19 protein-coding genes are annotated in these 24120 nt (G+C 69.3%); 14 read left to right on the top strand and 5 right to left on the bottom strand.

Translation table 11 applies throughout. The features are described from left to right. The first annotated feature begins 26 nt into the window (after positions 1–26). The 11 genes from nuoE (at position 27) to recQ (ending at position 15116) form a co-directional block, all read left to right on the top strand. Positions 27–833, top strand: a complete 807-nt coding sequence (gene nuoE, locus ABZ833_RS33595; RefSeq protein WP_361055167.1) for an NADH-quinone oxidoreductase subunit NuoE — start codon at positions 27–29, stop codon at positions 831–833. After that, entirely contained in the window at positions 830–2194 is a 1365-nt protein-coding gene (gene nuoF, locus ABZ833_RS33590) for an NADH-quinone oxidoreductase subunit NuoF (RefSeq protein ID WP_361054751.1), read from the top strand. The genes nuoE and nuoF overlap by 4 nt, the downstream gene beginning before the upstream one ends. Continuing rightward, positions 2191–4704 carry an NADH-quinone oxidoreductase subunit G gene (locus ABZ833_RS33585; protein ID WP_361054748.1) on the top strand — a complete coding sequence of 838 codons (2514 nt, stop codon included), beginning with the start codon at positions 2191–2193 and terminating at the stop codon, positions 4702–4704. The genes nuoF and ABZ833_RS33585 overlap by 4 nt, the downstream gene beginning before the upstream one ends. Beyond that, a complete protein-coding gene (gene nuoH / locus ABZ833_RS33580) occupies positions 4704–6077 on the top strand; it encodes an NADH-quinone oxidoreductase subunit NuoH (protein ID WP_361055164.1) in 1374 nt (457 codons plus the stop codon). The genes ABZ833_RS33585 and nuoH overlap by 1 nt, the downstream gene beginning before the upstream one ends. Beyond that, on the top strand, positions 6070–6732 hold the full coding sequence (gene nuoI / locus ABZ833_RS33575) for an NADH-quinone oxidoreductase subunit NuoI (protein WP_361054745.1): 663 nt from the start codon (positions 6070–6072) through the stop codon (positions 6730–6732). Before nuoH ends, nuoI begins: the two co-directional genes overlap by 8 nt. Then, the gene (locus ABZ833_RS33570; protein WP_361054742.1) at positions 6729–7544 is read left to right on the top strand and encodes an NADH-quinone oxidoreductase subunit J; all 816 of its coding nucleotides are present in this window, start codon (positions 6729–6731) and stop codon (positions 7542–7544) included. The genes nuoI and ABZ833_RS33570 overlap by 4 nt, the downstream gene beginning before the upstream one ends. Beyond that, positions 7541–7840 (top strand): NADH-quinone oxidoreductase subunit NuoK, encoded by a 300-nt coding sequence (nuoK, locus tag ABZ833_RS33565; protein ID WP_249588397.1) that lies wholly within the window; start codon positions 7541–7543, stop codon positions 7838–7840. Before ABZ833_RS33570 ends, nuoK begins: the two co-directional genes overlap by 4 nt. 14 nt (positions 7841–7854) lie before the next feature. Then, on the top strand, positions 7855–9750 hold the full coding sequence (nuoL, locus tag ABZ833_RS33560) for an NADH-quinone oxidoreductase subunit L (RefSeq protein WP_361054738.1): 1896 nt from the start codon (positions 7855–7857) through the stop codon (positions 9748–9750). 5 nt (positions 9751–9755) lie between these two features. Further along, a complete protein-coding gene (locus ABZ833_RS33555) occupies positions 9756–11327 on the top strand; it encodes an NADH-quinone oxidoreductase subunit M (RefSeq protein ID WP_361054735.1) in 1572 nt (523 codons plus the stop codon). Next, on the top strand, positions 11324–12988 hold the full coding sequence (nuoN, locus tag ABZ833_RS33550; protein ID WP_249588394.1) for an NADH-quinone oxidoreductase subunit NuoN: 1665 nt from the start codon (positions 11324–11326) through the stop codon (positions 12986–12988). Before ABZ833_RS33555 ends, nuoN begins: the two co-directional genes overlap by 4 nt. Positions 12989–13175: 187 nt before the next feature. Continuing rightward, positions 13176–15116 (top strand): DNA helicase RecQ, encoded by a 1941-nt coding sequence (gene recQ, locus ABZ833_RS33545; RefSeq protein ID WP_361054731.1) that lies wholly within the window; start codon positions 13176–13178, stop codon positions 15114–15116. 106 nt (positions 15117–15222) lie between these two features. Here recQ and fahA read toward each other — a convergent pair whose 3' ends face one another. Continuing rightward, positions 15223–16518, bottom strand: a complete 1296-nt coding sequence (gene fahA, locus ABZ833_RS33540; RefSeq protein WP_361054728.1) for a fumarylacetoacetase — start codon at positions 16516–16518, stop codon at positions 15223–15225. A 194-nt stretch (positions 16519–16712) separates the two neighbouring features. Between fahA and ABZ833_RS33535 the strand changes: the two genes are divergently transcribed. Both ABZ833_RS33535 and ABZ833_RS33530 read left to right on the top strand, forming a co-directional pair. Then, entirely contained in the window at positions 16713–17990 is a 1278-nt protein-coding gene (locus ABZ833_RS33535) for an ATP-grasp domain-containing protein (RefSeq protein ID WP_361054725.1), read from the top strand. Positions 17991–18033: 43 nt separating this feature from the next. Then, positions 18034–19236 carry an FAD-dependent oxidoreductase gene (locus tag ABZ833_RS33530; protein WP_361054722.1) on the top strand — a complete coding sequence of 401 codons (1203 nt, stop codon included), beginning with the start codon at positions 18034–18036 and terminating at the stop codon, positions 19234–19236. On the opposite strand, the gene ABZ833_RS33525 is transcribed toward ABZ833_RS33530, so the two are convergent. The 3 genes from ABZ833_RS33525 to ABZ833_RS33515 all read right to left on the bottom strand — a co-directional run bounded on the left by ABZ833_RS33525 (position 19127) and on the right by ABZ833_RS33515 (position 20930). Further along, a complete protein-coding gene (locus tag ABZ833_RS33525; RefSeq protein WP_361054719.1) occupies positions 19127–19654 on the bottom strand; it encodes a hypothetical protein in 528 nt (175 codons plus the stop codon). The two genes, ABZ833_RS33530 and ABZ833_RS33525, sit on opposite strands and share 110 nt — an antisense overlap. A gap of 57 nt (positions 19655–19711) precedes the next feature. Then, positions 19712–20278 (bottom strand): hypothetical protein, encoded by a 567-nt coding sequence (locus tag ABZ833_RS33520; protein WP_361054716.1) that lies wholly within the window; start codon positions 20276–20278, stop codon positions 19712–19714. A 334-nt stretch (positions 20279–20612) separates the two neighbouring features. Continuing rightward, a complete protein-coding gene (locus ABZ833_RS33515) occupies positions 20613–20930 on the bottom strand; it encodes a hypothetical protein (RefSeq protein ID WP_361054713.1) in 318 nt (105 codons plus the stop codon). 346 nt (positions 20931–21276) lie between these two features. On the opposite strand from ABZ833_RS33515, the gene ABZ833_RS33510 reads away from it, so the two are divergent. Then, a complete protein-coding gene (locus ABZ833_RS33510; protein ID WP_361054710.1) occupies positions 21277–22101 on the top strand; it encodes an HAD family hydrolase in 825 nt (274 codons plus the stop codon). Between the two features lie 24 nt (positions 22102–22125). On the opposite strand, the gene ABZ833_RS33505 is transcribed toward ABZ833_RS33510, so the two are convergent. Next, positions 22126–24114, bottom strand: a complete 1989-nt coding sequence (locus ABZ833_RS33505) for a CocE/NonD family hydrolase (RefSeq protein ID WP_361054706.1) — start codon at positions 24112–24114, stop codon at positions 22126–22128. Between the last annotated feature and the right edge of the window lie 6 nt (positions 24115–24120).

The following is a 24120-nucleotide window of genomic DNA, read 5'->3' as shown; positions in this document are numbered from 1 at the left end:
AGCAGGGCACGGGCGTCAGCCTGGGCATGCCCCAACTCCCCGCCCCCGACTTCCCGGCCGACGTACGGGCCAGGCTCGACGCGGACGCCAAGGAGGTCATCTCCCGCTACCCGGACTCGCGGTCCGCGCTGCTCCCGCTGCTGCACCTCGTGCAGTCCGAGGAGGGCCACGTCACGCGCACGGGCATGGCCTTCTGCGCGGAGGTGCTCGGCCTGACCACCGCCGAGGTCACCGCGGTCGCGACCTTCTACACGATGTACCGGCGCAAGCCCTCCGGTGACTACCAGGTCGGCGTCTGCACGAACACGCTGTGCGCCGTCATGGGCGGCGACGCGATCTTCGAGTCGCTCCAGGAACACCTGGGTGTCGGCAACGAAGGGACCACGGAGGACGGCAAGGTCACGCTGGAGCACATCGAGTGCAACGCGGCCTGCGACTTCGCCCCCGTCGTGATGGTCAACTGGGAGTTCTTCGACAACCAGACTCCCGAGACCGCCAAGCGGCTCGTCGACGACCTGCGCGCGGGCGTGCAGGTCGAGCCGACCCGCGGCGCCCCCTTGTGCACGTACAAGGAGACGGCCCGGATCCTGGCGGGCTTCCCGGACGAGCGCGCGGGCGCCGTCGAGGCGAGCGGCGGCGCGGGCCCGGCCTCGCTGATCGGACTGCGCCTGGCCAAGGGCGAGTTGCCGCAGCCCCGGGTGGTCCACCCGCGCGCGGGCGGCCCGCAGGACGAGGCGCCTGCCGAGCACCTCAGCTCGCACGACGCACCGCAGCAGACCTCGGCATCCGACCCGGCCCACCCGGCCGGACCGACCGCCGAGGAGGGGGAGTGATGACCTTGGCAGCCGAGATCGACAACGAGACGAGCCCCGAGAAGCTGCTCGCGCCGGTGCTTTCGGCGTTCTGGGACGAGGAGAAGTCCTGGACGCTGGACACCTACCGACGGCACGAGGGGTACGAAGGCCTGCGCAAGGCCCTGGCCATGGCGCCGGACGACCTCATCGCGTACGTGAAGGACTCCGGTCTGCGCGGCAGGGGCGGCGCGGGATTCCCCACCGGAATGAAATGGCAGTTCATTCCGCAGGGAGATGGAAAGCCGCACTATCTAGTTGTCAACGCCGACGAATCGGAGCCGGGGACCTGCAAGGACATCCCGCTCCTCTTCGCGAACCCGCATAGCCTCATCGAGGGCATCGTGATCGCCTGTTACGCGATCCGTTCGTCGCATGCCTTCATCTATCTGCGTGGTGAAGTCGTCCCCGTGCTCCGGCGGCTGCACGAGGCCGTGCGTGAGGCGAAAGAGGCGGGATTCCTGGGCGAGAACATCCTGGGCAGCGGTCTCGATCTCGAACTCACCGTGCACGCGGGCGCGGGCGCGTACATCTGTGGTGAGGAGACCGCGCTGCTCGACTCGCTCGAAGGCCGCCGTGGCCAGCCGCGACTGCGTCCCCCTTTCCCGGCCGTCGCGGGCCTCTACGCATGCCCCACTGTCGTGAACAACGTCGAGTCCATCGCGTCGGTTCCCGCGATCCTGAACCGCGGAAAAGACTGGTTCAAGTCGATGGGGAGCGAGAAGTCCCCCGGCTTCACGCTCTATTCGCTGAGCGGCCACGTCACGAGCCCCGGCCAGTACGAGGCCCCGCTGGGCATCACCCTGCGCCAGCTGCTCGACATGAGCGGCGGGATCAGGGCGGGCCACCGGCTCAAGTTCTGGACGCCGGGCGGCTCTTCGACGCCGATGTTCACCGACGAGCACCTCGACGTCCCGCTGGACTACGAGGGAGTGGGCGCCGCAGGGTCGATGCTCGGCACGAAGGCACTGCAGTGCTTCGACGAGACGACCTGCGTCGTACGGGCCGTCACGCGCTGGACCGAGTTCTACGCCCATGAGTCCTGCGGAAAGTGCACGCCCTGCCGCGAAGGGACGTACTGGCTGGTCCAGTTGCTCCGCGACATCGAGGCGGGCAAGGGCGTCATGTCCGACCTCGACAAGCTGAACGACATCGCCGACAACATCAACGGCAAGTCGTTCTGCGCCCTCGGCGACGGCGCCGCCTCGCCGATCTTCTCCTCGCTCAAGTACTTCCGCGAGGAGTACGAGGAGCACATCACCGGCAAGGGCTGCCCCTTCGACCCGGCCAAGTCGACTCTCTGGGCCGACCGGCCCGCCAAAAACTCGGAGGTGAACGCATGACAGTGACCACCAACAGCGCTCCCTCCGGAGGAGGCGAGCCGGCGGTTCCGCCGGAAGATCTCGTGTCGCTGACGATCGACGGCATCGAGATCAGCGTCCCCAAGGGGACGCTGGTGATCCGGGCCGCCGAGCTCCTCGGCATCGAGATCCCCCGGTTCTGCGACCACCCGCTGCTCGACCCGGCGGGCGCCTGCCGCCAGTGCATCGTCGAGGTGGAGGGCCAGCGCAAGCCGATGGCTTCCTGCACCATCACCTGCACCGACGGCATGGTCGTGAAGTCGCAGCTCTCCTCGCCGGTCGCCGAGAAGGCACAGCGCGGTGTGATGGAGCTGCTGCTCATCAACCACCCGCTGGACTGCCCGGTCTGCGACAAGGGCGGCGAGTGCCCGCTGCAGAACCAGGCGATGCAGGTCGGCGACACGGACACCCGCTTCGAGGGCAAGAAGCGGACCTTCGAGAAGCCGGTGCCGATTTCGACGCAGGTCCTCCTCGACCGCGAGCGGTGTGTGCTCTGCGCCCGCTGCACCCGGTTCTCCAACCAGATCGCGGGCGACCCGATGATCGAGCTGCTTGAGCGCGGCGCGCTCCAGCAGGTCGGCACGGGCGAGGGTGATCCCTTCGAGTCGTACTTCTCCGGGAACACCATCCAGATCTGTCCGGTCGGCGCGCTGACCTCGGCGGCGTATCGCTTCCGCTCCCGGCCCTTCGACCTGGTGTCCTCGCCGTCGGTCTGCGAGCACTGCGCGGGCGGCTGCGCGACCCGCACCGACCACCGCCGCGGCAAGGTCATGCGGCGGCTCGCGGCGGACGACCCCGAGGTCAACGAGGAGTGGCTCTGCGACAAGGGGCGCTTCGGCTTCCGTTACGCCCAGAAGCCGGACCGCCTCACCACGCCGCTGGTGCGCAACGCCGAGACGGGTGAGCTGGAGACCGCGAGCTGGCCCGAGGCTCTCGAAGTCGCGGCCAACGGGCTCGCCGCGGCGCGCGGCCGGGCCGGTGTGCTGACCGGCGGTCGCCTCACCGTGGAGGACGCCTACGCGTACAGCAAGTACGCGCGCGTGGCGCTCGACACGAACGACATCGACTTCCGCGCGCGCGTGCACAGCAGCGAGGAGGCCGACTTCCTCGCCGCACGCGTGGCGGGACGGGGCCGGGATCTCGACGGCACCGGAGTCACGTACGCGGAAGTGGAGAAGGCGCCCGCCGTCCTGCTCGTCGGACTTGAGTCCGAGGAAGAGGCGCCCGGGATCTTCCTTCGGCTTCGCAAGGCCTGGCGCAAGCACGGCCAGCGGACCTTCTCCCTCGCGACGCACCAGACGCGCGGCCTGGAGAAGGCGGGCGGCACCCTGCTGCCCGCGGCTCCCGGCACCGAGACCCAGTGGCTCGACGCCCTTGCCGCCGGAACCGGCCTGGAGGGCGACGGCGCCAAGGCGGCCGAGGCGCTGCGCACTTCGGGCGCGGTGATCGTGGTCGGTGAGCGTCTTGCCGCCGTGGCGGGCGGTCTCACCGCCGCCGTACGGGTCGCGTCCGCGACCGGTGCGCGGCTGGTGTGGATCCCGCGCAGGGCGGGGGAGCGCGGCGCCGTCGAGGCGGGCGCGCTGCCTTCGCTGCTTCCCGGCGGGCGCCCGTCCACCGACCCGCGCGCGCGGGAGGAGGTCGCGACCGCCTGGCGCGTCGCCGAACTCCCGCACCGCTACGGCCGCGACACCGGCCAGATCATCGAGGCCGCGGCGACCGGCGAACTGGGCGCGCTCCTGGTGGCGGGCGTGGAGGTCGCCGACCTTCCTGACCCGGCACGCGCGCGTGAAGCACTCTCCGAGGTCGGGTTCCTGGTCTCCCTGGAGCTGCGGCCCAGCGAGGTCACCGAGCACGCCGACGTCGTACTCCCCGTGGCCGCGGTCGCGGAGAAGCCCGGCACCTTCCTCAACTGGGAGGGCAGGGCCCGGATGTTCGGCGCCGCGCTCAAGCCCGACCAGATGACGCGCACGCTGGCCCCGACCGACGCCCGTGTGCTGCACATGCTGGCCGACGCCGGGGACGTGCACCTGGGCCTTCCCGACCTGGCGACGGCCCGGCGCGAGCTGGACCGGCTCGGCGGCTGGGAGGGGACGCACGCCACCGACCCCGTGGAGAGCGCCGCTCAGCCTCCGAGGCCCGCCTCCGGAGAGGCCGTTCTCGCGGGGCACCGGCTGCTGCTCGACCAGGGCCGCCTCCAGGAGGGCGACGAGGCGCTGGCCGGCACGCGGCACGCCGCGGTCGCCCGGCTCTCGGCGGCCACCGCGGCCGAGGCGGGCGTCAAGGACGGCGACGTCCTGGCCGTCACCGGATCCGCGGGGACGACCGAACTGCCGCTCCTGGTCACCGAGATGCCCGACCGCGTGGTGTGGCTGCCGCTGAACTCGACCGGGGGAGGCGTCACTTCCGACACCGGCGCGCACCCCGGCGACCTCGTCCGCATCGGCCCGGCGCTCCTGCCGGAGCCCTCTGAGGCCCCGGAGGTGACGTCGTGATGCACACCGTGGTGCCGCTTGCGGCGGAAGACCTGTCCATGTTCGGCCGTGACCCGTGGTGGCTGGTCGCCGTCAAGGCGGTCTTCTGCTTCGCGTTCCTGATGGTGACGGTGCTCTTCTCCATCGTGTGGGAGCGCAAGGTCGTCGCCTGGATGCAGCTGCGCATCGGCCCCAACCGGCACGGCCCCTGGGGCATGCTGCAGTCCCTCGCGGACGGCATCAAGCTGATGCTCAAGGAAGACCTGATCGTCAAGCGCGCGGACAAGGTGGTGTACATCCTCGCGCCGATCATCGCGGCCATCCCGGCCTTCATGGCGATCGCGGTGATCCCCTTCGGGCCCGCGGGCAACGAAGTCTCGATCTTCGGCCAGCGCACGACGATGCAGCTCACCGACCTGCCGATCGCGATGCTCTACATCCTCGCGGTCGCCTCGGTCGGCATCTACGGCATCGTGCTCGCCGGCTGGAGCTCCGGATCCACCTATCCGCTCCTCGGCGGCCTGCGCTCCTGCGCGCAGATGATCTCGTACGAGATCGCGATGGGCGCCGCGTTCGCCTCGGTGTTCCTCTACTCCGGGTCGATGTCGACCTCGGCGATCGTGGAGGCGCAGGCGGACCGCTGGTACGTGCTGCTGCTTCCGGTCTCGTTCCTGATCTACATCGTGACGATGATCGGTGAGACCAACCGCGCGCCCTTCGACATGCCGGAGTCCGAGGGCGACCTCGTCGGCGGCTTCAACACCGAGTACTCGTCGATCAAGTTCGCGCTGTTCATGCTCGCCGAGTACGTCAACATGGTCACCGTCTCGGCGGTCTCGGTCACCCTCTTCCTGGGCGGCTGGCGGGCCCCGTATCCCATCAGCACCTTCTGGGAGGGCGCGAACCACGGCTGGTGGCCGATGCTCTGGTTCGTGATCAAGGTCCAGCTGCTGCTGTTCTTCTTCATCTGGCTGCGCGGCACGCTGCCACGCGTCCGCTACGACCAGCTGATGAAGCTCGGCTGGAAGGTCCTGATCCCGGTCTCGGTCGTCTGGCTGATGCTCGTCGCGACGGTCAGGGCGATGCGGAACGAGGAGTACGACTTCACCTCGATCGCGCTCTATGTGGGCGGCGGAGTCATCGCGCTCCTGTTGCTCTCCGTCGTCGTCGACATCTTCCGCGACAAGCGCGAGAAGGAAGCGGCGGTCGAGGAGGAGCCGGTCGCCTTCGACCCGATGGCGGGCGGATTCCCGGTCCCGCCGCTGCCCGGACAGAGCTTGCCGCCCGTACCGCGCCGACGCCCGCGCCAGGAGCGCGAGTTGATTGTCAGTGGTGGGCCGGATACTCAAAGTGACGGAACCCGAAGTGACGGAAAGGAGGCGTCCGATGGCTGAGTCGAAGAAAGAGTCACAGAACGAGTCGAACCAATCGAAGCAGGGGTTCCAGAACCCTGTCGCGGGCTTCGGCGTGACCTTCAAGGCCATGTTCAAGAAGCGGCTGACCGAGCAGTATCCGGAGCAGGAGAAGACCACCGCTCCCCGCTTCCACGGCAGGCACCAGCTCAATCGCCATCCGGACGGCCTGGAGAAGTGCATCGGCTGTGAGCTCTGCGCCTGGGCCTGCCCCGCGGACGCGATCTATGTGGAGGGCGCGGACAACACCGAGGAGGAGCGCTACTCCCCGGGCGAGCGGTACGGCCGCGTCTACCAGATCAACTACGCCCGCTGCATCCTGTGCGGCCTGTGCATCGAGGCGTGCCCCACGCGCGCGCTGACGATGACGAACGAGTTCGAGCTGGCCGACAGCAGCCGCGAGAAGCTCATCTTCACCAAGGAGCAGCTGCTCGCCGGCCTGGAGGAAGGCATGGTCGAGTCACCGCACTCGATCTTCCCGGGCACGGACGAGCAGGACTACTACCGAGGTCTGGTCACGGAGGCCGCTCCCGGAACGGTGCCCCAAGTGGCCCTCTCCAAGGGTGAGACGCCCCAGGAAGCCGCTTCCACCTTCGGGGACTCCGAACCCGCGTCGGGGGAGGTGATCAACCGATGACCCAACTCGCCGCCTACGCCACCTCCACCGGTGAGGCCGTCCAGTTCTGGGTGCTCGGCACGGTCGCCGTGATCGGCGCCCTGTGCACGATCCTCATGAAGAAGGCCGTGCACAGCGCGCTCTGTCTCGCCGGGACCATGATCATCCTGGCGGTCTTCTACCTCGCCAACGGGGCGTACTTCCTGGGCATCGTCCAGGTCGTCGTCTACACCGGCGCGATCATGATGCTCTTCCTCTTCGTGGTCATGCTCGTCGGCGTCACCGCCGCCGACTCCCTGAAGGAGACCATCAAGGGGCAGCGCTGGCTGGCCGGGCTCTGCGGCTTCGGCTTCGCCATCCTGCTCTTCGCGGGCATCGGGAACGCCTCGGTGAACGAGTTCGCGGGCCTCGGCAAGGCGAACGCGGGCGGCAACGTGGAGGGCCTCGCGGAGAGCATCTTCACGAAGTACGTCTTCGCCTTCGAGATCACCGGCGCGCTGCTCATCACCGCCACGGTCGGCGCGATGGTCCTCACCCACCGCGAGCGCACGGAGCGTGCCAAGACGCAGCGCGAGATGTCCGAGGAGCGCGTGCGCGGCAAGCACCTGCCGCCGCTGCCCGCCCCCGGTGTCTACGCCCGGCACAACGCCGTGGACGTCGCGGGCCTGCTCCCCGACGGCACCCCGTCGGAGCTCACGGTCAACAAGACGCTGCGTGAGCGCGGCCAGATCCGCGATGTGTCGGACGAGGCACTGGACGACCTGCGGGCCCTCGAACAGCGTTCCGAGGACCGTCTCGAGCGGTCGTCCAAGAGCGAGGAGGCGTCGAAGTGAATCCGGTCAACTACCTGTATCTCGCGGCGCTGTTGTTCTCGATCGGCGCCACCGGCGTGCTGATCAGGCGGAACGCGATCGTGGTCTTCATGTGTATCGAGCTGATGCTCAACGCGTGCAACTTGGCCTTTGTCGCCTTCTCCCGGCTGCACGGCAATCTCGACGGCCAGATCATCGCGTTCTTCACGATGGTCGTCGCCGCGGCGGAAGTCGTGGTCGGTCTCGCGATCATCGTGTCGCTGTTCCGCTCCCGTCACTCGGCCTCGGTCGACGACGCCAGCCTGATGAAGCTGTAAGGGGTCGCTGAAAAGTGGAGAACCTGATCGCGCTGCTCGTAGCGGCGCCTCTGCTCGGAGCGGCCGTACTGCTGTGCGGCGGGCGGCGGCTCGACCGTGTGGGCCACTGGCTCGGCACGCTGCTCGCTGCCGCCTCCTTCGTCGTCGGCGTCGTGCTCTTCGCCGACATGCTGGGCAAGGGCGCCGAGGAGCGCTCCCTGTCGCAGCACCTGTTCAGCTGGATCCCGGTGGAGGGATTCCAGGCGGACGTCGCCTTCCAGCTGGACCAGCTGTCGATGACGTTCGTCCTGCTGATCACCGGTGTGGGCACCCTGATCCACATCTACTCCATCGGGTACATGGAGCACGACGAGCGGCGTCGCCGCTTCTTCGGCTACCTGAACCTGTTCCTCGCGGCGATGCTCATCCTGGTCCTCGCCGACAACTACCTCCTGCTGTACGTCGGATGGGAGGGCGTCGGCCTCGCCTCGTACCTCCTGATCGGTTTCTGGCAGCACAAGCCCAGCGCGGCCACCGCCGCGAAGAAGGCCTTCCTGGTCAACAGGGTCGGCGACATGGGCCTGTCGATCGCGATCATGCTGATGTTCACCACCTTCGGGACCTTCGCCTTCGGGCCGGTCCTGGAGGCCACCGGTGAGACGTCGGAGGGCAAGCTGACGGCCATCGGCCTGATGCTGCTGCTCGCGGCCTGCGGCAAGTCGGCCCAGGTGCCGCTCCAGTCCTGGCTCGGCGACGCGATGGAGGGCCCGACCCCGGTCTCGGCCCTCATCCACGCGGCGACGATGGTGACCGCGGGCGTGTACTTGATCGTCCGCTCCGGCGCGATCTTCAACGGCGCACCGGACGCGCAACTGGTCGTCACGGTCGTCGGCGCGGTGACGCTCCTCTTCGGTGCGATCGTCGGTTGCGCGAAGGACGACATCAAGAAGGCGCTCGCCGGCTCGACGATGTCCCAGATCGGGTACATGATCCTGGCCGCGGGCCTCGGCCCCATCGGCTACGTCTTCGCGATCATGCACCTGGTGACGCACGGCTTCTTCAAGGCTGGGCTCTTCCTGGGGGCCGGTTCGGTCATGCACGGCATGAACGACGAGGTCGACATGAGGAAGTACGGCGGCCTCAGGAAGTACATGCCGGTCACCTTCGTGACCTTCGGGCTCGGCTATCTGGCGATCATCGGCTTCCCCGGTCTGTCCGGCTTCTTCTCCAAGGACAAGATCATCGAGGCGGCCTTCGCCAAGGGCGGCACGGAGGGCTGGATCCTCGGCTCGGTCGCGCTGCTCGGCGCCGCGATCACCGCGTTCTACATGACGCGCGTAATGATCATGACCTTCTTCGGAGAGAAGCGCTGGCAGCCGGATGCGGACGGCCATGAGCCGCACCCGCACGAGTCGCCCAAGTCCATGACGATCCCGATGATCGTGCTCGCCTTCGGGTCGGTCTTCGCGGGTGGCTTCTTCAGCATCGGCGACCGCTTCATGCACTGGCTCGAGCCGGTCACTCAGCACGACCACGGGCACTCGCCGCTGAGCGCCACCACGGTCACCGGCGCCACCATGGTGGTCCTGGTCATCGGTGTGGCCCTGGCCTACGTCCAGTACGGCCGCCGTCCCGTCCCGGTCACCGCCCCGCGCGGTTCGCTGCTCACCCGGGCGGCCCGGCGCGATCTCCTCCAGGACGACTTCAACCACGTCGTCCTGGTCCGCGGCGGAGAGCACCTCACCCGCTCCCTGGTCTACGTCGACCACACCCTGGTCGACGGAGTCGTCAACGGCTCGGCGGCCTCGGTCGGCGGGCTCTCCGGGCGGCTGCGCAAGATGCAGAACGGCTATGCCCGCTCCTACGCGGTCTCGATGTTCGGCGGCGTTGCGGTACTCATCGCCGCGACCCTGCTGATGAGGGCGGTCTGATACCGATGTCCTTTCCTCTGCTGACAGCGACGGCGGCCCTGCCCGCGGTCGGCGCGATCGCCACGGCAGCCGTCCCGGCCGCCCGGCGGACCGCCGCCAAGTGGCTCGCGCTGCTCGTGTCGCTCGCCACGCTCGCGCTCGCCGTGACCGTGCTCGTGCGGTTCGACCCCGACGGATCCCGCTATCAACTGACCGAATCCCGCGCCTGGATCGCGGAGTTCGGGGTGCGGTACGAGCTCGGCGTGGACGGCATCGGTGTCGCCCTCATCGCGCTCACCGCGCTCCTGATGCCCTTCATCATCCTGGCGGGCTGGCACGACGCCGATCCCCTGGAGACGAAGTCCTCGCGCTGGCGGCCGACTCAGGGCTTCTTCGCCCTGATCCTGGCGGTCGAGGCGATGGTGATCATCTCCTTCGCGGCCACCGACGTCTTCCTCTTCTACATCTTCTTCGAAGCCATGCTCATCCCGATGTACTTCCTCATCGGCGGCTTCGGGGACCGCGCCCACGCGGGCAGCGACGAGAACGCATCGGCGCAACGCTCGTACGCGGCCGTGAAGTTCCTCCTCTACAACCTGGTCGGCGGCCTCATCATGCTGGCCGCCGTGATCGGCCTCTACGTGGTGGCGGGGAACTTCTCGCTCCAGGAGATCGCCGAGGCGCGGGCCAACGGCACGCTGGACATGGCGACGAGCACCGAGCGGTGGCTCTTCCTCGGCTTCTTCTTCGCCTTCGCGGTGAAGGCGCCGCTGTGGCCGCTGCACACCTGGCTGCCGAACGCGATGGGCGAGTCCACGGCCCCGGTCGCCGTGCTGATCACGGCCGTGGTCGACAAGGTCGGCACGTTCGCGATGCTGCGGTTCTGCCTCGGGCTCTTCCCCGAGGCGAGCAAGTGGGCGACGCCGGTCGTCCTCGTGCTCGCCCTGATCAGCATCATCTACGGCGCGCTGCTCGCGGTCGGCCAGCGCGACATCAAGCGCCTGGTGGCGTACGCGTCGATCTCGCACTTCGGGTTCATCATTCTCGGCATCTTCGCGATGACCTCGCAGGGCCAGTCCGGCGCGACGCTCTACATGGTCAACCACGGGATCTCGACCGCCGCCCTGATGCTGGTGGCCGGCTTCCTGATCTCGCGGCGCGGTTCGCGGCTCATCGCGGACTACGGAGGGGTGCAGAAGGTCGCACCCGTACTCGCGGGCACCTTCCTGATCGGCGGTCTCGCGACGCTCTCGCTGCCGGGGCTCGCACCGTTCGTCAGTGAATTCCTGGTCCTGGTGGGCGCGTTCGCGCGCTATCCGGTGGTCGGGATCATCGCCACCATCGGCATCGTGCTCGCCGCGCTCTACACCCTCGTCCTCTACCAGCGGACGATGACGGGCCCGGTGAAGCCGGAGGTCTCGGCCATGCCGGACCTGCGGGTACGTGAACTCGTGGTCGTCGCACCGCTGATCGCGCTCCTGATCGGCCTCGGTGTCTACCCGAAGCCGCTCACCGAGCTGGTGAACCCGGCGGTCAAGCACACCATGTCCGACGTACAGCAGAAGGACCCGAAGCCCGACGTGGAGGCGGCCAAGTGAGCGCATCAGCTGTCCACAGCCTGTGGACAATGGCGTCGGCCGCGGCGCCCCAAGATCAGATCGACAAGATCGACACTCCCACCATCGAGTATGCGCAGCTGTCGCCGACGTTGATCGTCATCGGCGCGGCGGTCATCGGGATCCTCATCGAGGCCTTCGTGCCGCGCAAATCCCGGTACTACGCGCAGGTGTTCGTCGCCGTCGTCGCCCTCACCGCGTCCTTCGCCGCGGTCGTCGGCCTCGCGGCCACGGGGTACGGCACGACGAAGGCGCACATCGCCGCGATGGGCGCCATCGCGGTCGACGGGCCCGCGCTCTTCCTGCAGGGCACGATCCTCCTCGCGGGACTCGTCGCGATCTTCACCTTCGCGGAGCGGCGGCTCGACCCGGTGACCCACGGCAATCGCGTCGACTCGTTCGCCGCGCAGGCCGGATCGACGCCGGGCAGCGAGGGCGAAAAGGCCGCCACGAAGGCCGGGTTCACCACCACCGAGGTGTTCCCGCTTGCGCTCTTCGCGATCGGCGGGATGCTCGTCTTCCCGTCGGCGAACGACCTCCTGACGCTCTTCATCGCCCTCGAGGTCTTCTCGCTGCCGCTCTACCTCCTGTGCGCGCTCGCCCGCCGCAAGCGCCTGATGTCGCAGGAAGCCGCCGTCAAGTACTTCCTGCTCGGCTCGTTCTCCTCGGCGTTCCTGCTCTTCGGGATCGCCCTTCTCTACGGGTACGCGGGCTCGGTGTCGTACGGCACCATCGCGAAGGTCATCGACGGCAGCGTCCAGACGGTCAACCCGGCACTCGCCGACACCATGGGCAACGACGCGCTGCTCCTGATCGGCGCCGCGATGATCGTCATGGGTCTGCTCTTCAAGGTGGGCGCGGTGCCGTTCCACATGTGGACGCCCGATGTGTACGAGGGTGCGCCCACCCCGGTCACCGGCTTCATGGCCGCGGCGACCAAGGTGGCCGCCTTCGGCGCGCTGCTCCGGCTGCTCTACGTGGTCCTGCCGGGCCTTCGCTGGGACTGGCGTCCCGTGATGTGGGGTGTCGTGGTCGTCACGATGCTGGTCGGCGCGATCGTCGCGATCACCCAGACCGACATCAAGCGGCTGCTCGCGTACTCCTCGATCGCCCACGCGGGCTTCATCCTCGCCGGTGTCATCGCCATGACCCCGGACGGCATCTCGTCGGTCCTCTTCTACCTGGCGGCCTACTCCTTCGTGACGATCGGCGCGTTCGCGGTGGTCACGCTGGTGCGGGACGCGGGCGGCGAGGCCACGCACCTGTCGAAGTGGGCGGGGCTCGGCCGGCGCTCGCCGCTGGTCGCCGCCGTCTTCGCGGTCTTCCTGCTCGCCTTCGCGGGCATTCCGCTGACCTCCGGGTTCTCCGGAAAGTTCGCGGTGTTCAAGGCGGCGGCCGAGGGCGGCGCCGGTGCGCTTGTCGTGGTCGGTGTGATCTCGTCCGCGATCGCGGCGTTCTTCTACATCCGCGTGATCGTGCTCATGTTCTTCAGCGAGCCGAAGGCGGACGGCCCGACCGTCGCCGTGCCCTCGCCGATGACGATGACGGCGATCGGCGTGGGCGTGGCGGTGACGCTGGTCCTGGGCGTGGCCCCGCAGTACTTCCTGGATCTGGCGAACCAGGCGGGGGTCTTCGTCCGGTAACCGCTCATGGGGGCCACCTCTCCGGTAGCCCACCTGTTCTACTCGCCGCCGCCCGGCACCCCGTCCGACAGGGGTGCCGGGCGTCGGCCTGTGGATAACTTCCAGAGGTGTCGGTCCTGAGCCCTATCGTGGAGTCAGTGGTCGAAGCGCGACGTACGGGGGCAGGGCGATGGATGGGATCAAAGGCATGAGCGAGGTGACCGTACCGAGCGCGGTGGCGGAGAGTGACGCACTGCGGACGCTGCACCGCGTCTTCGGATATGACGCGTTCCGCGGTGAGCAGGAAGCGATCATCGAGCACGTGGTCGCGGGCGGTGACTCCGTCGTCCTGATGCCCACCGGTGGCGGCAAGTCGCTCTGCTATCAGATCCCCGCCCTGGTCAGGCCCGGCACGGGCGTGGTCATCTCTCCCCTCATCGCGCTCATGCAGGACCAGGTGGACGCGCTGCGGGCACTGGGCGTGCGGGCAGGGTTCATCAACTCCACGCAGGACTTCGACGAGCGGCGCGTGATGGAGGCCGAGTTCCTCGCGGGGGAGCTCGACGTGCTGTATCTCGCGCCGGAGCGGCTGCGCCTGGAGGGGACGCTCGATCTGCTCTCCCGCGCCAAGATCTCCGTCTTCGCGATCGACGAGGCGCACTGCGTGGCCCAGTGGGGCCACGACTTCCGCCCCGACTATCTGGCGCTCTCGCTGCTCGGCGAGCGCTGGCCCGACGTCCCCCGCATCGCCCTGACGGCGACGGCGACGCACGCCACGCACCGGGAGATCACCGAGCGGCTCGGCATGCCGGACGCGAAGCACTTCGTGGCGAGCTTCGACCGCCCCAACATCCAGTACCGCATCGTGCCGAAGGCCGAGCCGAAGAAGCAGCTCCTGGCCTTCCTCAAGGAGGAGCACGCGGGCGACGCGGGCATTGTCTACTGCCTCTCGCGCAACTCGGTCGAGAAGACCGCCGAGTTCCTGTGCAAGAACGGCATCGAGGCCGTTCCGTACCACGCGGGCCTGGACGGCGGGACGCGCGCGAGGCACCAGTCCCGCTTCCTTCGGGAGGAGGGCCTGGTCGTCTGCGCCACGATCGCCTTCGGCATGGGCATCGACAAGCCGGACGTCCGGTTCGTCGCCCACCTCGACCTGCCGAAGTCGGTCGAGGGGTACTACCAGGAGACGGGCCGCGCGGGACGTGACGGCCTGCCCTCCACGGCCTGGATGGCGTATGGCCTCCAGGACGTCGTCCAGCAGCGGAAGATGATCCAGGGCAGCGAGGGGGACGAGGCGTTCCGCCGCCGGGCGGCCTCGCACCTGGACTCGATGCTGGCGCTGTGCGAGACGGCCCAGTGCCGCAGGGCCCAGCTCCTCACGTACTTCGGCCAGGACGCGGCCCGGGAGTCCTGCGGCAACTGCGACACCTGCCTCGCGCCGCCGGAGACCTGGGACGGCACGGTCGCGGCCCAGAAGGTCCTCTCCACGATCGTCCGTCTTCAGCGCGAGCGCGGGCAGAAGTTCGGGGCGGGCCAGATCATCGACATCCTGCTCGGCAAGAAGACCGCCAAGGTCATCCAGTTCGACCACGACCAGCTCTCGGTCTTCGGCATCGGCGAGGAGCTCGCGGAGGCCGAATGGCGGGGCGTGGTGCGGCAGTTGCTGGCCCAGGGACTGCTCGCGGTCGAGGGGGAGTACGGCACGCTGGTCCTGACCGAGGAGAGCGGCACAGTCCTCGGCCGGGAGCGGGAGGTGCGGTTGCGCAAGGAGCCGAAGCGGCCCGCGGTGGCGAAGTCCGCGAAGGGGGAGCGCAAGGCGAAGTCGGCGGCGGCCGTCGCCGAGCTGCCTCAGGAGGCGGTGCCGGTCTTCGAGGCGCTGCGGGCGTGGCGCGGTGCGCAGGCCAAGGAGCTGGGCCTGCCGGCGTACGTGATCTTCCACGACGCCACGCTGCGGGAGATCGCCACGCTACGGCCCTCGTCACTCGCGGAGCTGGGCGGCGTCGGCGGTCTCGGCGAGAAGAAGCTGGCGACGTACGGGGAGGGCGTGCTCGGGGTCCTCGCGGAACTGGGGGGTACGGCGGCTCCGGTGCCCGCACAGGCCCCGGAGCCCCCGGAGGAGGAGTGGCCGGAACCGCCGGAGGACTTCTGAGAGCGCCCGGGAAGGGGCGCGGGGAACTGCGCGCCCAGCCACGACGGCGCTGCGGACGACCACCGTGCATGGGGGCCGGGGGTGACCTCACCCCCGGCCAGCAGCCTCAACGGGCGGAGGCGACCCTGCCAGAAACCTCACCGAGGCCCACCCGCGTGCCGTCCGGGCCCGGGGCCCACGCCGTCAGCGTGACCTCGTCCCCGTCCTCAAGGAACGTCCGCTTCCCGTCCGGGAGGACAAGCGGGTCGCGGCCGTTCCAGGTGATCTCGATCAGGGAGCCGTACTGCCCCTCGGAGGGGCCGCTCACGGTGCCCGAGCCGTACAGGTCGCCCGTGCGCAGGGACGCGCCGTTCGCCGTCATGTGGGCCAGCTGCTGGGCGGCCGTCCAGTAGACGGTGGAGAAGGGCGGCTCGGAGATGACGTGGCCGTTCAGGGTGACGGTGATGCGCAGGTCGTAACCGGCGGGCTCGTCCGCGACGGACTCCGCCGAGTCGTCCAGGTAGGGGAGGAGTTCGTGGGTGCGCTCCGGAGGGGCGACCCGCGCGGTGTCCAGGGCCTCCAGGGGGGTGATCCACGCGGAGACCGAGGTGCAGAAGGACTTGCCGAGGAAGGGGCCGAGCGGCACGTACTCCCAGGCCTGGATGTCGCGCGCCGACCAGTCGTTGAGGAGGCTCAGGCCGAAGACGTGCTCCCTGAAGTCCGCGAGCGGCACCGGGGTGCCGAGCTCCGACGGCGTACCCACGACGAAGCCGACCTCGGCCTCGATGTCGAGGCGGACGGAGGGCCCGAAGACCGGTGCGGTCTCCGAGGGCGCCTTGCGCTGCCCCGACGGACGTACCACGTCGGTTCCGGAGACCACAACGGTGCCGGACCGGCCGTGGTAACCGATGGGGAGGTGCTTCCAGTTGGGGGTCAGAGGGGTCGGTGCGTCCGGGCGGAAGATCTGCCCCAGGTGTGTCGCGTGGTGCTCGGAGGCGTAGAAGTCCACATAGTCCGCGACCTCGAAGGGGAGGTGCAGCGTGACCTCCGACAGCGGGTGCAGCAGAGGGCGTACGACCTCGCGGTGAGCAGGGATCGTCACCCACGCGGTGAGCGCGCGCCGCACGTCGGACCAGGCCGTGCGGCCCGCGGCGAGCAGCGGGTTGAGCGTGGGCCCGGCGAGCAGCGAGACATAGGGCGAGCCGAGCGCGGCCGCCGCGGCGCCCGCGTCGAGGACGTGATCGCCGAGTCGTACGCCGACCCGGCGCTCCGCGGCCCCTGCCGCATCCCCGGCCAGGGAGAACACGCCGTACGGAAGATTGTGCGGCCCGAAGGGGTCGCCCTCCGCGAGAGCGAAGGGGTCGCCTACGGAGCGGACGGAAGGGTCGCTCCCGGCCTGATCGAGCGGGGTGTGCTCGGACATGCGTACCTGCCTCGCTTTCCATATGGGTGTGCCACACGTTACGTGGAAGCCCCCGGTTGGGGCAGTGTCTAAAGAGTTCGCAATGTCCGAATAAGCCTTGCTGGAGTGGTCAGTTCCGGCTTAGCGTCCTGTGGGGGGACGCGGACGGGGTGGGTCCGGGTCATACGGAGGGACACGTGGGGGGACCCGTGGCCATGAGGAACGACAGCCTGCCCTTCGCGGTGGACCGTGAGGTGCCCGGCCTGATCGTGAAGTTCGGCAGTTATCCGCTGCACCACGGCGGCGTGGGGGCGATCCGCAGCCTGGGGCGGCTCGGCGTGCCCATGTACGCGATCACGGAGGACCGGTACACACCTGCCGCTGCCTCCCGCCATCTCACCCGCGCGCTTCCCTGGCCGACCACCGGCGCGGAGGAGCCGGAGCGGCTCGTCGAGGGGATGCTGCGCGTCGCGCGCCGGATCGGCAGGCCCACGGTCCTGATCCCGACCGACGAGGAAGCGGCCGTCCTCATCGCCGAGCACCAGGAGCCGCTGAGCGGGGCGGGATTCCTCTTCCCGCGCGTGGAGCCGGGGCTGCCCCGCCGCCTCGCCAGCAAGCAGGGTCTGCACGAGCTGTGCGTGGAGCACGGCATCGCCTCGCCGGCCGCGTCCTTCCCCGAGTGTTACGGGGACATCGAGCAGTTCGCCGCCGCGGCGGTCTTCCCGGTGGTCGCCAAGAACCGCGAGGCGTTCACGCGCCGCTCCCGGCCCGCGGTGAACGGGACGACGCGCATAGAGACCCGGGAGGGCCTGCTCGGCCTCGCCCGTGACTGGGGCGAGCGGCCCGGGGTGATCCTCCAGGAGTATCTGCCGCGGGAGCAGGCCGAGGACTGGATCGTGCACGCGTACTTCGACGAGGACTCGGCGCCGCGCGCGATGTTCACGGGCGTCAAGGTGCGCTCCTGGCCGCCGCACGCGGGGATGACGGCGAATGCGTACGTCGTCGACAATCCGGAACTCGCGGACCTCGCCGCGCGTTTCATCAAACAGATCGGCTTCACCGGCGTCATCGACCTCGACCTGCGCTATGACCGACGCGACGGTCAGTACAAACTGCTCGATTTCAACCCCCGTATGGGCGCGCAGTTCCGGCTCTTCGAGAACGAATCGGGGATCGACGTCGTCCGCGCGATGCACCTGCACCTGACGGGGCGCCCGGTCCCGAAGGGGGAACAGCGCGCCGGTCATCGGTATGTCGTGGAGAACATCGACCTGCCCGCCCTCCTCGCCTACCGCCGCAGCGGCTACACCACACCGCACGCGCCCCCGCGCGCGAGCGGCACGGAGCTGGCGTGGCTCGCTTCGGACGACATGAAGCCGTTCTTCATGATGCTCGCGCGTTTCATACGGCCTGGGGCGAAGCATCTGTATCAGCTGTGGCGCACCAACCGCCGTGGCAGCAGCACCGGTTCGCGCAGCACCACCACGAAGTAGGCACACGGCACACGCGGCAAGTGACGTCCTGGGGAGGGACTTCGTGATCAGTCCAGTAGCAGTCATCGGGGCGGGTCCGTTCGGCCTGTCCACCGCGGCCCATCTGCGGGCCAGAGGCATTCCGGTCCGGATCTTCGGTGATCCGATGGTGAGCTGGCGCGCGCACATGCCCGCGGGGATGCTCCTGAAATCGACCCCGGTGGCCTCGAACATCGACGCCCCGCAGCGCGGCCACAACCTCGTCGACTACTGCGACGCGGCGGGGATACGGCGCCTGGTCACCGACGAGGACATCATCCCGGTCCAGACCTTCATCGACTACGGGGAGTGGTTCAAGGAGAAGCTCGTGCCCGACCTGGAGCAGGTGCGGGTGGTCTCCGTCGACCGCAAGGGCACGGCGGGCTTCGACCTGAAGCTGGACTCCGGCGAGCAGTTCACGGCCCGCGCGGTCGTCGTCGCGACCGGCCTCTCGGGCCTGGCGCAGCTGCCGCCGGCGCTCGCCGCGGCCGCGCCGGACGGGCCGACCCCCACAGGGCCCGTCTCGCACAGTTCGCAGCACAGCGACCTGTCGCGCTTCGCGGGACGTGAGCTGATCGTGGTCGGCGCGGGGCAGTCGGCCCTGGAGACGGCCGCGCTCGCCGCCGAAGCGGGCGCGAGCGTAAGGGTGGTGGCGCGCGGCAAGGGATCCGTGGCCTTCGGCGAGCCCCCGTGGAAGCAGCCGAAGCTGCGCCCCGAGTCGCCGTTCGGCCGCGCCTGGTCGCTCTACGCGATCAGCTACTACCCCCACCCCTACCGCCATCTGCCCCCGCAGGCCCGCCACTTCCTGGTCCGCCGCGTCCTCGGCCCGCTGGGCGCGTGGTGGCTGCGCGAGCGCTTCGAGGGCAAGGTCGAGAAGCGTGAGGTCCGCCGCATCGCGTCTGCGGACATCCAGGACGGCAACCCGGTCCTGAGGGTGGAGACCCTGGGCGGCCGCATCCGCGACCTCTCCGCCGACCACGTCATCGCGGCGACGGGCTACCGCGTGGACATCGCCGCGATGGACTTCCTGGGCCCCGCGCTCCGCGCCCGCCTCACCACGAGCCGGGGCACACCGAAGCTGGGCGCGGGCTACGTCTCGTCGGTCCCCGGCCTGTACTTCACGGGGCTTCCGGCGGCGGCGTCGTACGGCCCTGTGATGCGCTTCGTGTGCGGCACGGAGTTCGCTTCGCCGCGGCTGGTGGGGCATCTGGCGCGGGCGCACGCGTGAAGTCGGCCAGGACGTCCCTCGAGAACGGGTCGGCCGCGGGGTCTTCCGGCGTGACGAGACTGACGGCGTAGGCCTTCACGGACTCCACCCGCCCGGCGTACGGCGGCTGCGGGTGGGGCCGGTAGAAGACCGAGAAGGGGCCTTCGCCCGCGCTGTCGAGGGCGTAGCCGTTCTCCTCCCAGAAATCCTCCATCGCCTGGCCTGCCGAGAAGGTGACGATGCCGGCGTATCCGTCGGCGTCGTCGTGGTCACCATCGGCTTCCGGGAGACTCCAGGCGGCCAGGGACTCCGCACGGACCGGCGCTCCGTCCAGGAAGAACCCGGGCCAGCGGCGGTGCTGACGCATGACGAACTGCTTCATCGCCGCGGGGAAGCCTGCGTCCACGATGAAGTCGGTTGAGTGGCCGGTGATTTCCATGGGATCCGTATCGAGAAGTACGAGAAGTGCGCGAAGTGCGAGAGGCGATCGTCGGGCTCAGTCCTCGCTCGCCAGGGTCCAGGCGGGGGAGTCCTTCGGTGGCGCCGGGAGGGTCTCATAGGCAGAGAGGTCGATGTCTTCGCCCTCGTCGCCGGAGGGGAGTGGCAGCCCGCCTTCGGTCGGCTTGAGATACAGGCCGTAGACCCAGTACTCCGGCAGTTCGTGGCACATGAGGTCCGGGTAGGGGGAGATCTCCAGGTCCCCGTACCTCTCGTTGACCCGAGCCACGGCCTCCGCGCGGGAGACCCCGAAGCGGGCCACGGACTCGTCGACGATCTGCCGGAAGTACTCGAGCATGCCGTCGTCGAGACGCGTGACGAATTCAGTGGTCGGGTGTCTCGACGACAAAGGCGTGTCGATGCGCCTGCGGAACTCCCCGACAGCCCTCACCGACCCCTCAAGGTCCTGACGCGCCGCGTCCTCTTCGGGCAACTGCTCGCGATGCCGCCAGAGAAAGCAGTCCGCCGCCGTGCAGGCCACGTCGAGCACATGCGCCGCCGGTGACGCGTCGATGGTCTGGCCCTCGCCCTCCGTGGTGATCGGGCTCTTGCGCTGCCTGTCCACATCCGGCCATCAGCCCCGCCCAGCATTTCGTCCTCGTCGTATCCGAGCTCCTCGTCGATGCCCAACTCCTCCGCCGCGTGCCACTGGAGGGGCTTGGGCCAGTCGCCGGTTGCGATCTCGCGCAGGAGGTCCAACGCATTCGGAGTGCCGATCTCGGCCAGCGACTGAACGCATTTGATGCACAAGGGGAAATAGGGCGCGTCGGTTTCCCTGCGCTTCAGCAGCAGCGTGCCGAGGGCGCCGACCGCTTCCGGGGAGTGGATCTCCCCCAGCATGTCGACCAGGTCCTCTTCATTCGGCCCGCGTCCGCTGCGTTTGGCCTGCTCACTCGATGTCAGCGCCGATACCAGTACGTCGGCAAGACCATCGGGACGCACATGGACGGCCACCCCTGCGAGTCGCTCGAACCTCCGCCAGTCCCCGGCCTCGGCCGACGCCCGCAACCAGTCGTGAACGATTCAGCGGTCTTGCCCGCCCAGGTGAGGATCGCGTCCTCGCCCGCCATCCCCTTGATGTCGCGGAGGACTTTCGACACGTCGTCGGCGAAGTCGTGCAGGTTCTTGGCGAGGTTGCGGACCCGGTCCGGATCGCCGGGAGTCGGATCCTTGTCCAAGTCGAGGACATGCCAATCCGTCGGACGATTGCCCCCCATGTTGCTTCCCCCGTCACGCGTTTACTGCCTTCACCTCTGTGCGGGGAGCAAAGTTACTAGGTCTGCTGGTGGGGATCGGTTGTGGCAGGTGTTTGGTTACCAGATGCGTACGTTGCGCAGGCCCCGCGGGGCAGGGGCGTGAGGAACTCGTGTGTCGGTCTGTGTCGGCTCGTGCGTCATGGCTCTCACGGGGTGCGGGCCGGGCCAAGTACTACCTTCGGGTCGGTTCGCCGCGACACGTCCAAGTGAATCCCGCGAGCGCCGGTTGTGCGACCAGCGCACTGCGCGCGTCACAGGTCCTGTGACGTTGCTTTCGGCATCGCCCAGGATCCGTATTCTCTGGATCATGGCTGCACCCCTCGCATATTCACTCATCGCCACTGACCTGGACGGGACGCTGCTGCGCGGCGACGACACCGTCTCCGACCGGTCGCTGGCCGTGCTGGCCGCGGTGGCCGCGGAGGGGGCGCGTCACCTGGTGGTGACCGGGCGGCCCGCGCCGCGTGTGAAGCCGCTTCTCGACGATCTAGGGGGCGGCGGCCTCGCTGTCTGTGGGCAGGGGGCGCAGTTGTACGACTCCGGTGCCGACCGCATGATCTGGTCCGTGACGCTCGACCGCGAGCTCGCCGAGGCCGCGCTCGGGAAGATCGAGGCGGAGGCCGGGCAGGTCTACGCCGCCGTGGACCAGGACGGCGTGGACGGGCTCACGCTCATCGAGCCCGGGTATCTGATGCCGCACCCCACCCTGCCCGCCGTCCGCGTGAAGGGGCGCGACGCCCTCTGGGCCGAGCCCATCAGCAAGGTGCTCCTGCGCCATCCCCAGCTGACCGACGACGAGTTGGCGGCCGTCGCCCGCGATGCCGTCGGGTCCCTCGCCACCGTCACCATGTCCGGGCCCGGCACCGTCGAGCTTCAGCCCCGCGGAGTGACCAAGGCGACGGGCCTCGCGCTGGCCGCCGAGCGGCTCGGGATGACCTCCGAGGACACCATCGCCTTCGGGGACATGCCCAATGACGTACCGATGTTCGTGTGGGCGGCCCGCGGTGTCGCCATGGCCAACGCCCACCCCGACCTCAAGTCGGCCGCCGATGAGGTCACTTCGTCCAATGAGGACGACGGGGTGGCCGTCGTGCTCGAGCGACTGCTCGAAGCAGGGGGCATGGAGCGCTAGCCCGCCGTCCTCGGGATGCGAGCGTCAGCCCGCCGTCCTCGGGATGCGCTTCTCCCACGTCCTGTGGAACACCACCTCGTCCCGGTCCTTGCATACCACCTCGTTCGACGTGATGAAGTCCGCCGCGTCGCACGTGATCTCGGAACGGGACTTGATCGACACGTCCCATCCCAGCTCGGGGCGGTGCAGGCGGATCGTCCAGTCGGAGCGGGTGCGGGCGCTGAGGGGATCGGACTCGTTGATCGTGTACGTCTCCACCGCGTCCTCGGTGAATTCGAGGCCGTCCGGGTAGACCCGCGTACCGCCGTAGCGCGGGTCCACCTCCATGCGCCACTCGCCCTTCGCCACATCGCGTACGACAAGGCGCTCGGGCCGCAGCTCGTCGAGCGTCGCCGGGTACACCACCCCGAGCGGCTCCGACTGCTCCGGAGCGGCGAAGGTGATCGAGGGGTCCAACTCGCCCTCCCGCACCGGAAGTTCCAGCGCGCTGCCCGCCGGGTCGAGGACGAAGCCCGCCGAGTCCGCCTGCGGCCAGATCCACGGCCAGTACGCCGACGACACCGCCAGGCGGATCTTGTGGCCCGGCGGGAAGGTGTGGCCGATCGCGTTCAGCTCGAACGTCACGTCCTCCGTGCCGCCGACCGGCCACGGGTCCACCCGGTCACGGCCGTTGCGGGAGGAGAGGTTCAGTACGCCCCGCGTGACCAGGGTCGACGAGCCGTCCGGGGCCACGTCGCACACCCGCGCGATCGCCTGGCCGGACGGGGTGTCCATCTTCAGGCGCAGCGTCACCTTGGGGCGGCCCAGGATGCGTACGGCCGAGGGGACCTCGAACTCGAAGCACGCCGACTTCGCGTCCTCGTCCCGCTGGTCCGGCGGCAGGTCCGCGTCGTTGCCGAAGGGGAAGTAGCGCCCCGCGTCCAGGCCCGTGTGCTGCGGCGAGTCCACGGTCATCGGGGTGCCCTGGAGGGCGTACGCAGTCGGGGTGACGTTCGGGGAAGGCCAGGAAGGGTCCCCGACCCAGCCGCCCGGCAGTTGCGCGTACACCGTCGCCGGCGGATGGGAATCGCTGATCCAGGAGCGCAGCTTCGGCTCGGCCATGACGCCCGTGTCGATGCCCTTGAGGTGGTGGTCCCACCAGCGCAGCGTCTCCTGGAGGAAGCCGATCGCCGGGCCCGGCGGAAGGCCCCGGTCCGGGTACTGGTGCGACCACGGGCCGATCAACCCCCGGACGTCGCCCGGCAGGTGCTCGACCAGGCGCAGGACCGTGTCCCGGTAGGGGTCGTGGAAGCCGCCGACCGCTAGCACCGCCGCGTTGATCGCCGAGTAGTCCTCGCAGACGCTGCCGTGCTGCCAGTACGCGTCCCGGGTCTGGTGGTCCAGCCAGGTGTGGATGAACGGGTCGACCGCTTCGAGGCGGGTCAGCCACATGTCCCGCCAGGCGTCGCCGACGAACAGCGGGTCCGGCGGGCGCGACACGAAGGCCAGCATCGTCGCCGCCCACGCGTGCATGTCCACGGCGAGGACGGAACCACCCATGTAGTGCACGTCGTTGTCATAGCGGTCGTCCGCGGAGCAGACCGTGATGATCGCCTTGAGCGGCTCGGGTGCGAGGGCCGCGATCTGGAGGGAGTTGAAGCCGCCCCAGGAGATGCCGAACATGCCGACCTTGCCGGAGCACCAGGGCTGCTCGGCGAGCCAGTTGACGACCGCGACCCCGTCCGCGAGCTCCACGGCGTCGTACTCGTCGCCCGGCATGCCCTCCGAGTTGCCGTGGCCCCGCACGTCCACGCGCACGGAGGCGTAGCCGTGGCCCGCGTACCAGGGGTGGCGCTGGAAGTCGCGCGGCGCCGTCCAGTCGCTCAGGCGGTAGGGGAGGTACTCCAGGAGCGCGGGGACGGGTTCGTCCGTCACCGGCCGCCAGATGCGCGCGTAGAGCTTGGTCCCGTCCGGGAGGGGTACCTGGACGTCCTCGCGCGTGGTCTCGTACGGGAAGGAAGTGCGAATCTGCATGGCGGG

Source organism: Streptomyces sp. NPDC047525 (assembly GCF_040643025.1).
Lineage (GTDB): Bacteria > Actinomycetota > Actinomycetes > Streptomycetales > Streptomycetaceae > Streptomyces > Streptomyces durmitorensis.
Note: the sequence above shows the minus strand (reverse complement) of the source record. Positions and strands in the feature narration are given on the sequence as shown.

What these genes read in the sequence shown, in the direction of transcription:
- nuoH (WP_361055164.1), top strand. Translation starts at nt 4,704, where the DNA reads ATGCACACCGTGGTGCCGCTTGCGGCGGAAGACCTGTCCATGTTCGGC.
- ABZ833_RS33510 (WP_361054710.1), top strand. Translation starts at nt 21,277, where the DNA reads ATGGCTGCACCCCTCGCATATTCACTCATCGCCACTGACCTGGACGGG.
- ABZ833_RS33555 (WP_361054735.1), top strand. Translation starts at nt 9,756, where the DNA reads ATGTCCTTTCCTCTGCTGACAGCGACGGCGGCCCTGCCCGCGGTCGGC.
- recQ (WP_361054731.1), top strand. Translation starts at nt 13,176, where the DNA reads ATGAGCGAGGTGACCGTACCGAGCGCGGTGGCGGAGAGTGACGCACTG.
- fahA (WP_361054728.1), bottom strand. Translation starts at nt 16,518, where the DNA reads ATGTCCGAGCACACCCCGCTCGATCAGGCCGGGAGCGACCCTTCCGTC.
- ABZ833_RS33515 (WP_361054713.1), bottom strand. Translation starts at nt 20,930, where the DNA reads ATGGGGGGCAATCGTCCGACGGATTGGCATGTCCTCGACTTGGACAAG.
- ABZ833_RS33535 (WP_361054725.1), top strand. Translation starts at nt 16,713, where the DNA reads ATGAGGAACGACAGCCTGCCCTTCGCGGTGGACCGTGAGGTGCCCGGC.
- nuoE (WP_361055167.1), top strand. Translation starts at nt 27, where the DNA reads ATGCCCCAACTCCCCGCCCCCGACTTCCCGGCCGACGTACGGGCCAGG.
- ABZ833_RS33585 (WP_361054748.1), top strand. Translation starts at nt 2,191, where the DNA reads ATGACAGTGACCACCAACAGCGCTCCCTCCGGAGGAGGCGAGCCGGCG.
- ABZ833_RS33505 (WP_361054706.1), bottom strand. Translation starts at nt 24,114, where the DNA reads ATGCAGATTCGCACTTCCTTCCCGTACGAGACCACGCGCGAGGACGTC.
- ABZ833_RS33525 (WP_361054719.1), bottom strand. Translation starts at nt 19,654, where the DNA reads ATGGAAATCACCGGCCACTCAACCGACTTCATCGTGGACGCAGGCTTC.
- ABZ833_RS33570 (WP_361054742.1), top strand. Translation starts at nt 6,729, where the DNA reads ATGACCCAACTCGCCGCCTACGCCACCTCCACCGGTGAGGCCGTCCAG.
- nuoI (WP_361054745.1), top strand. Translation starts at nt 6,070, where the DNA reads ATGGCTGAGTCGAAGAAAGAGTCACAGAACGAGTCGAACCAATCGAAG.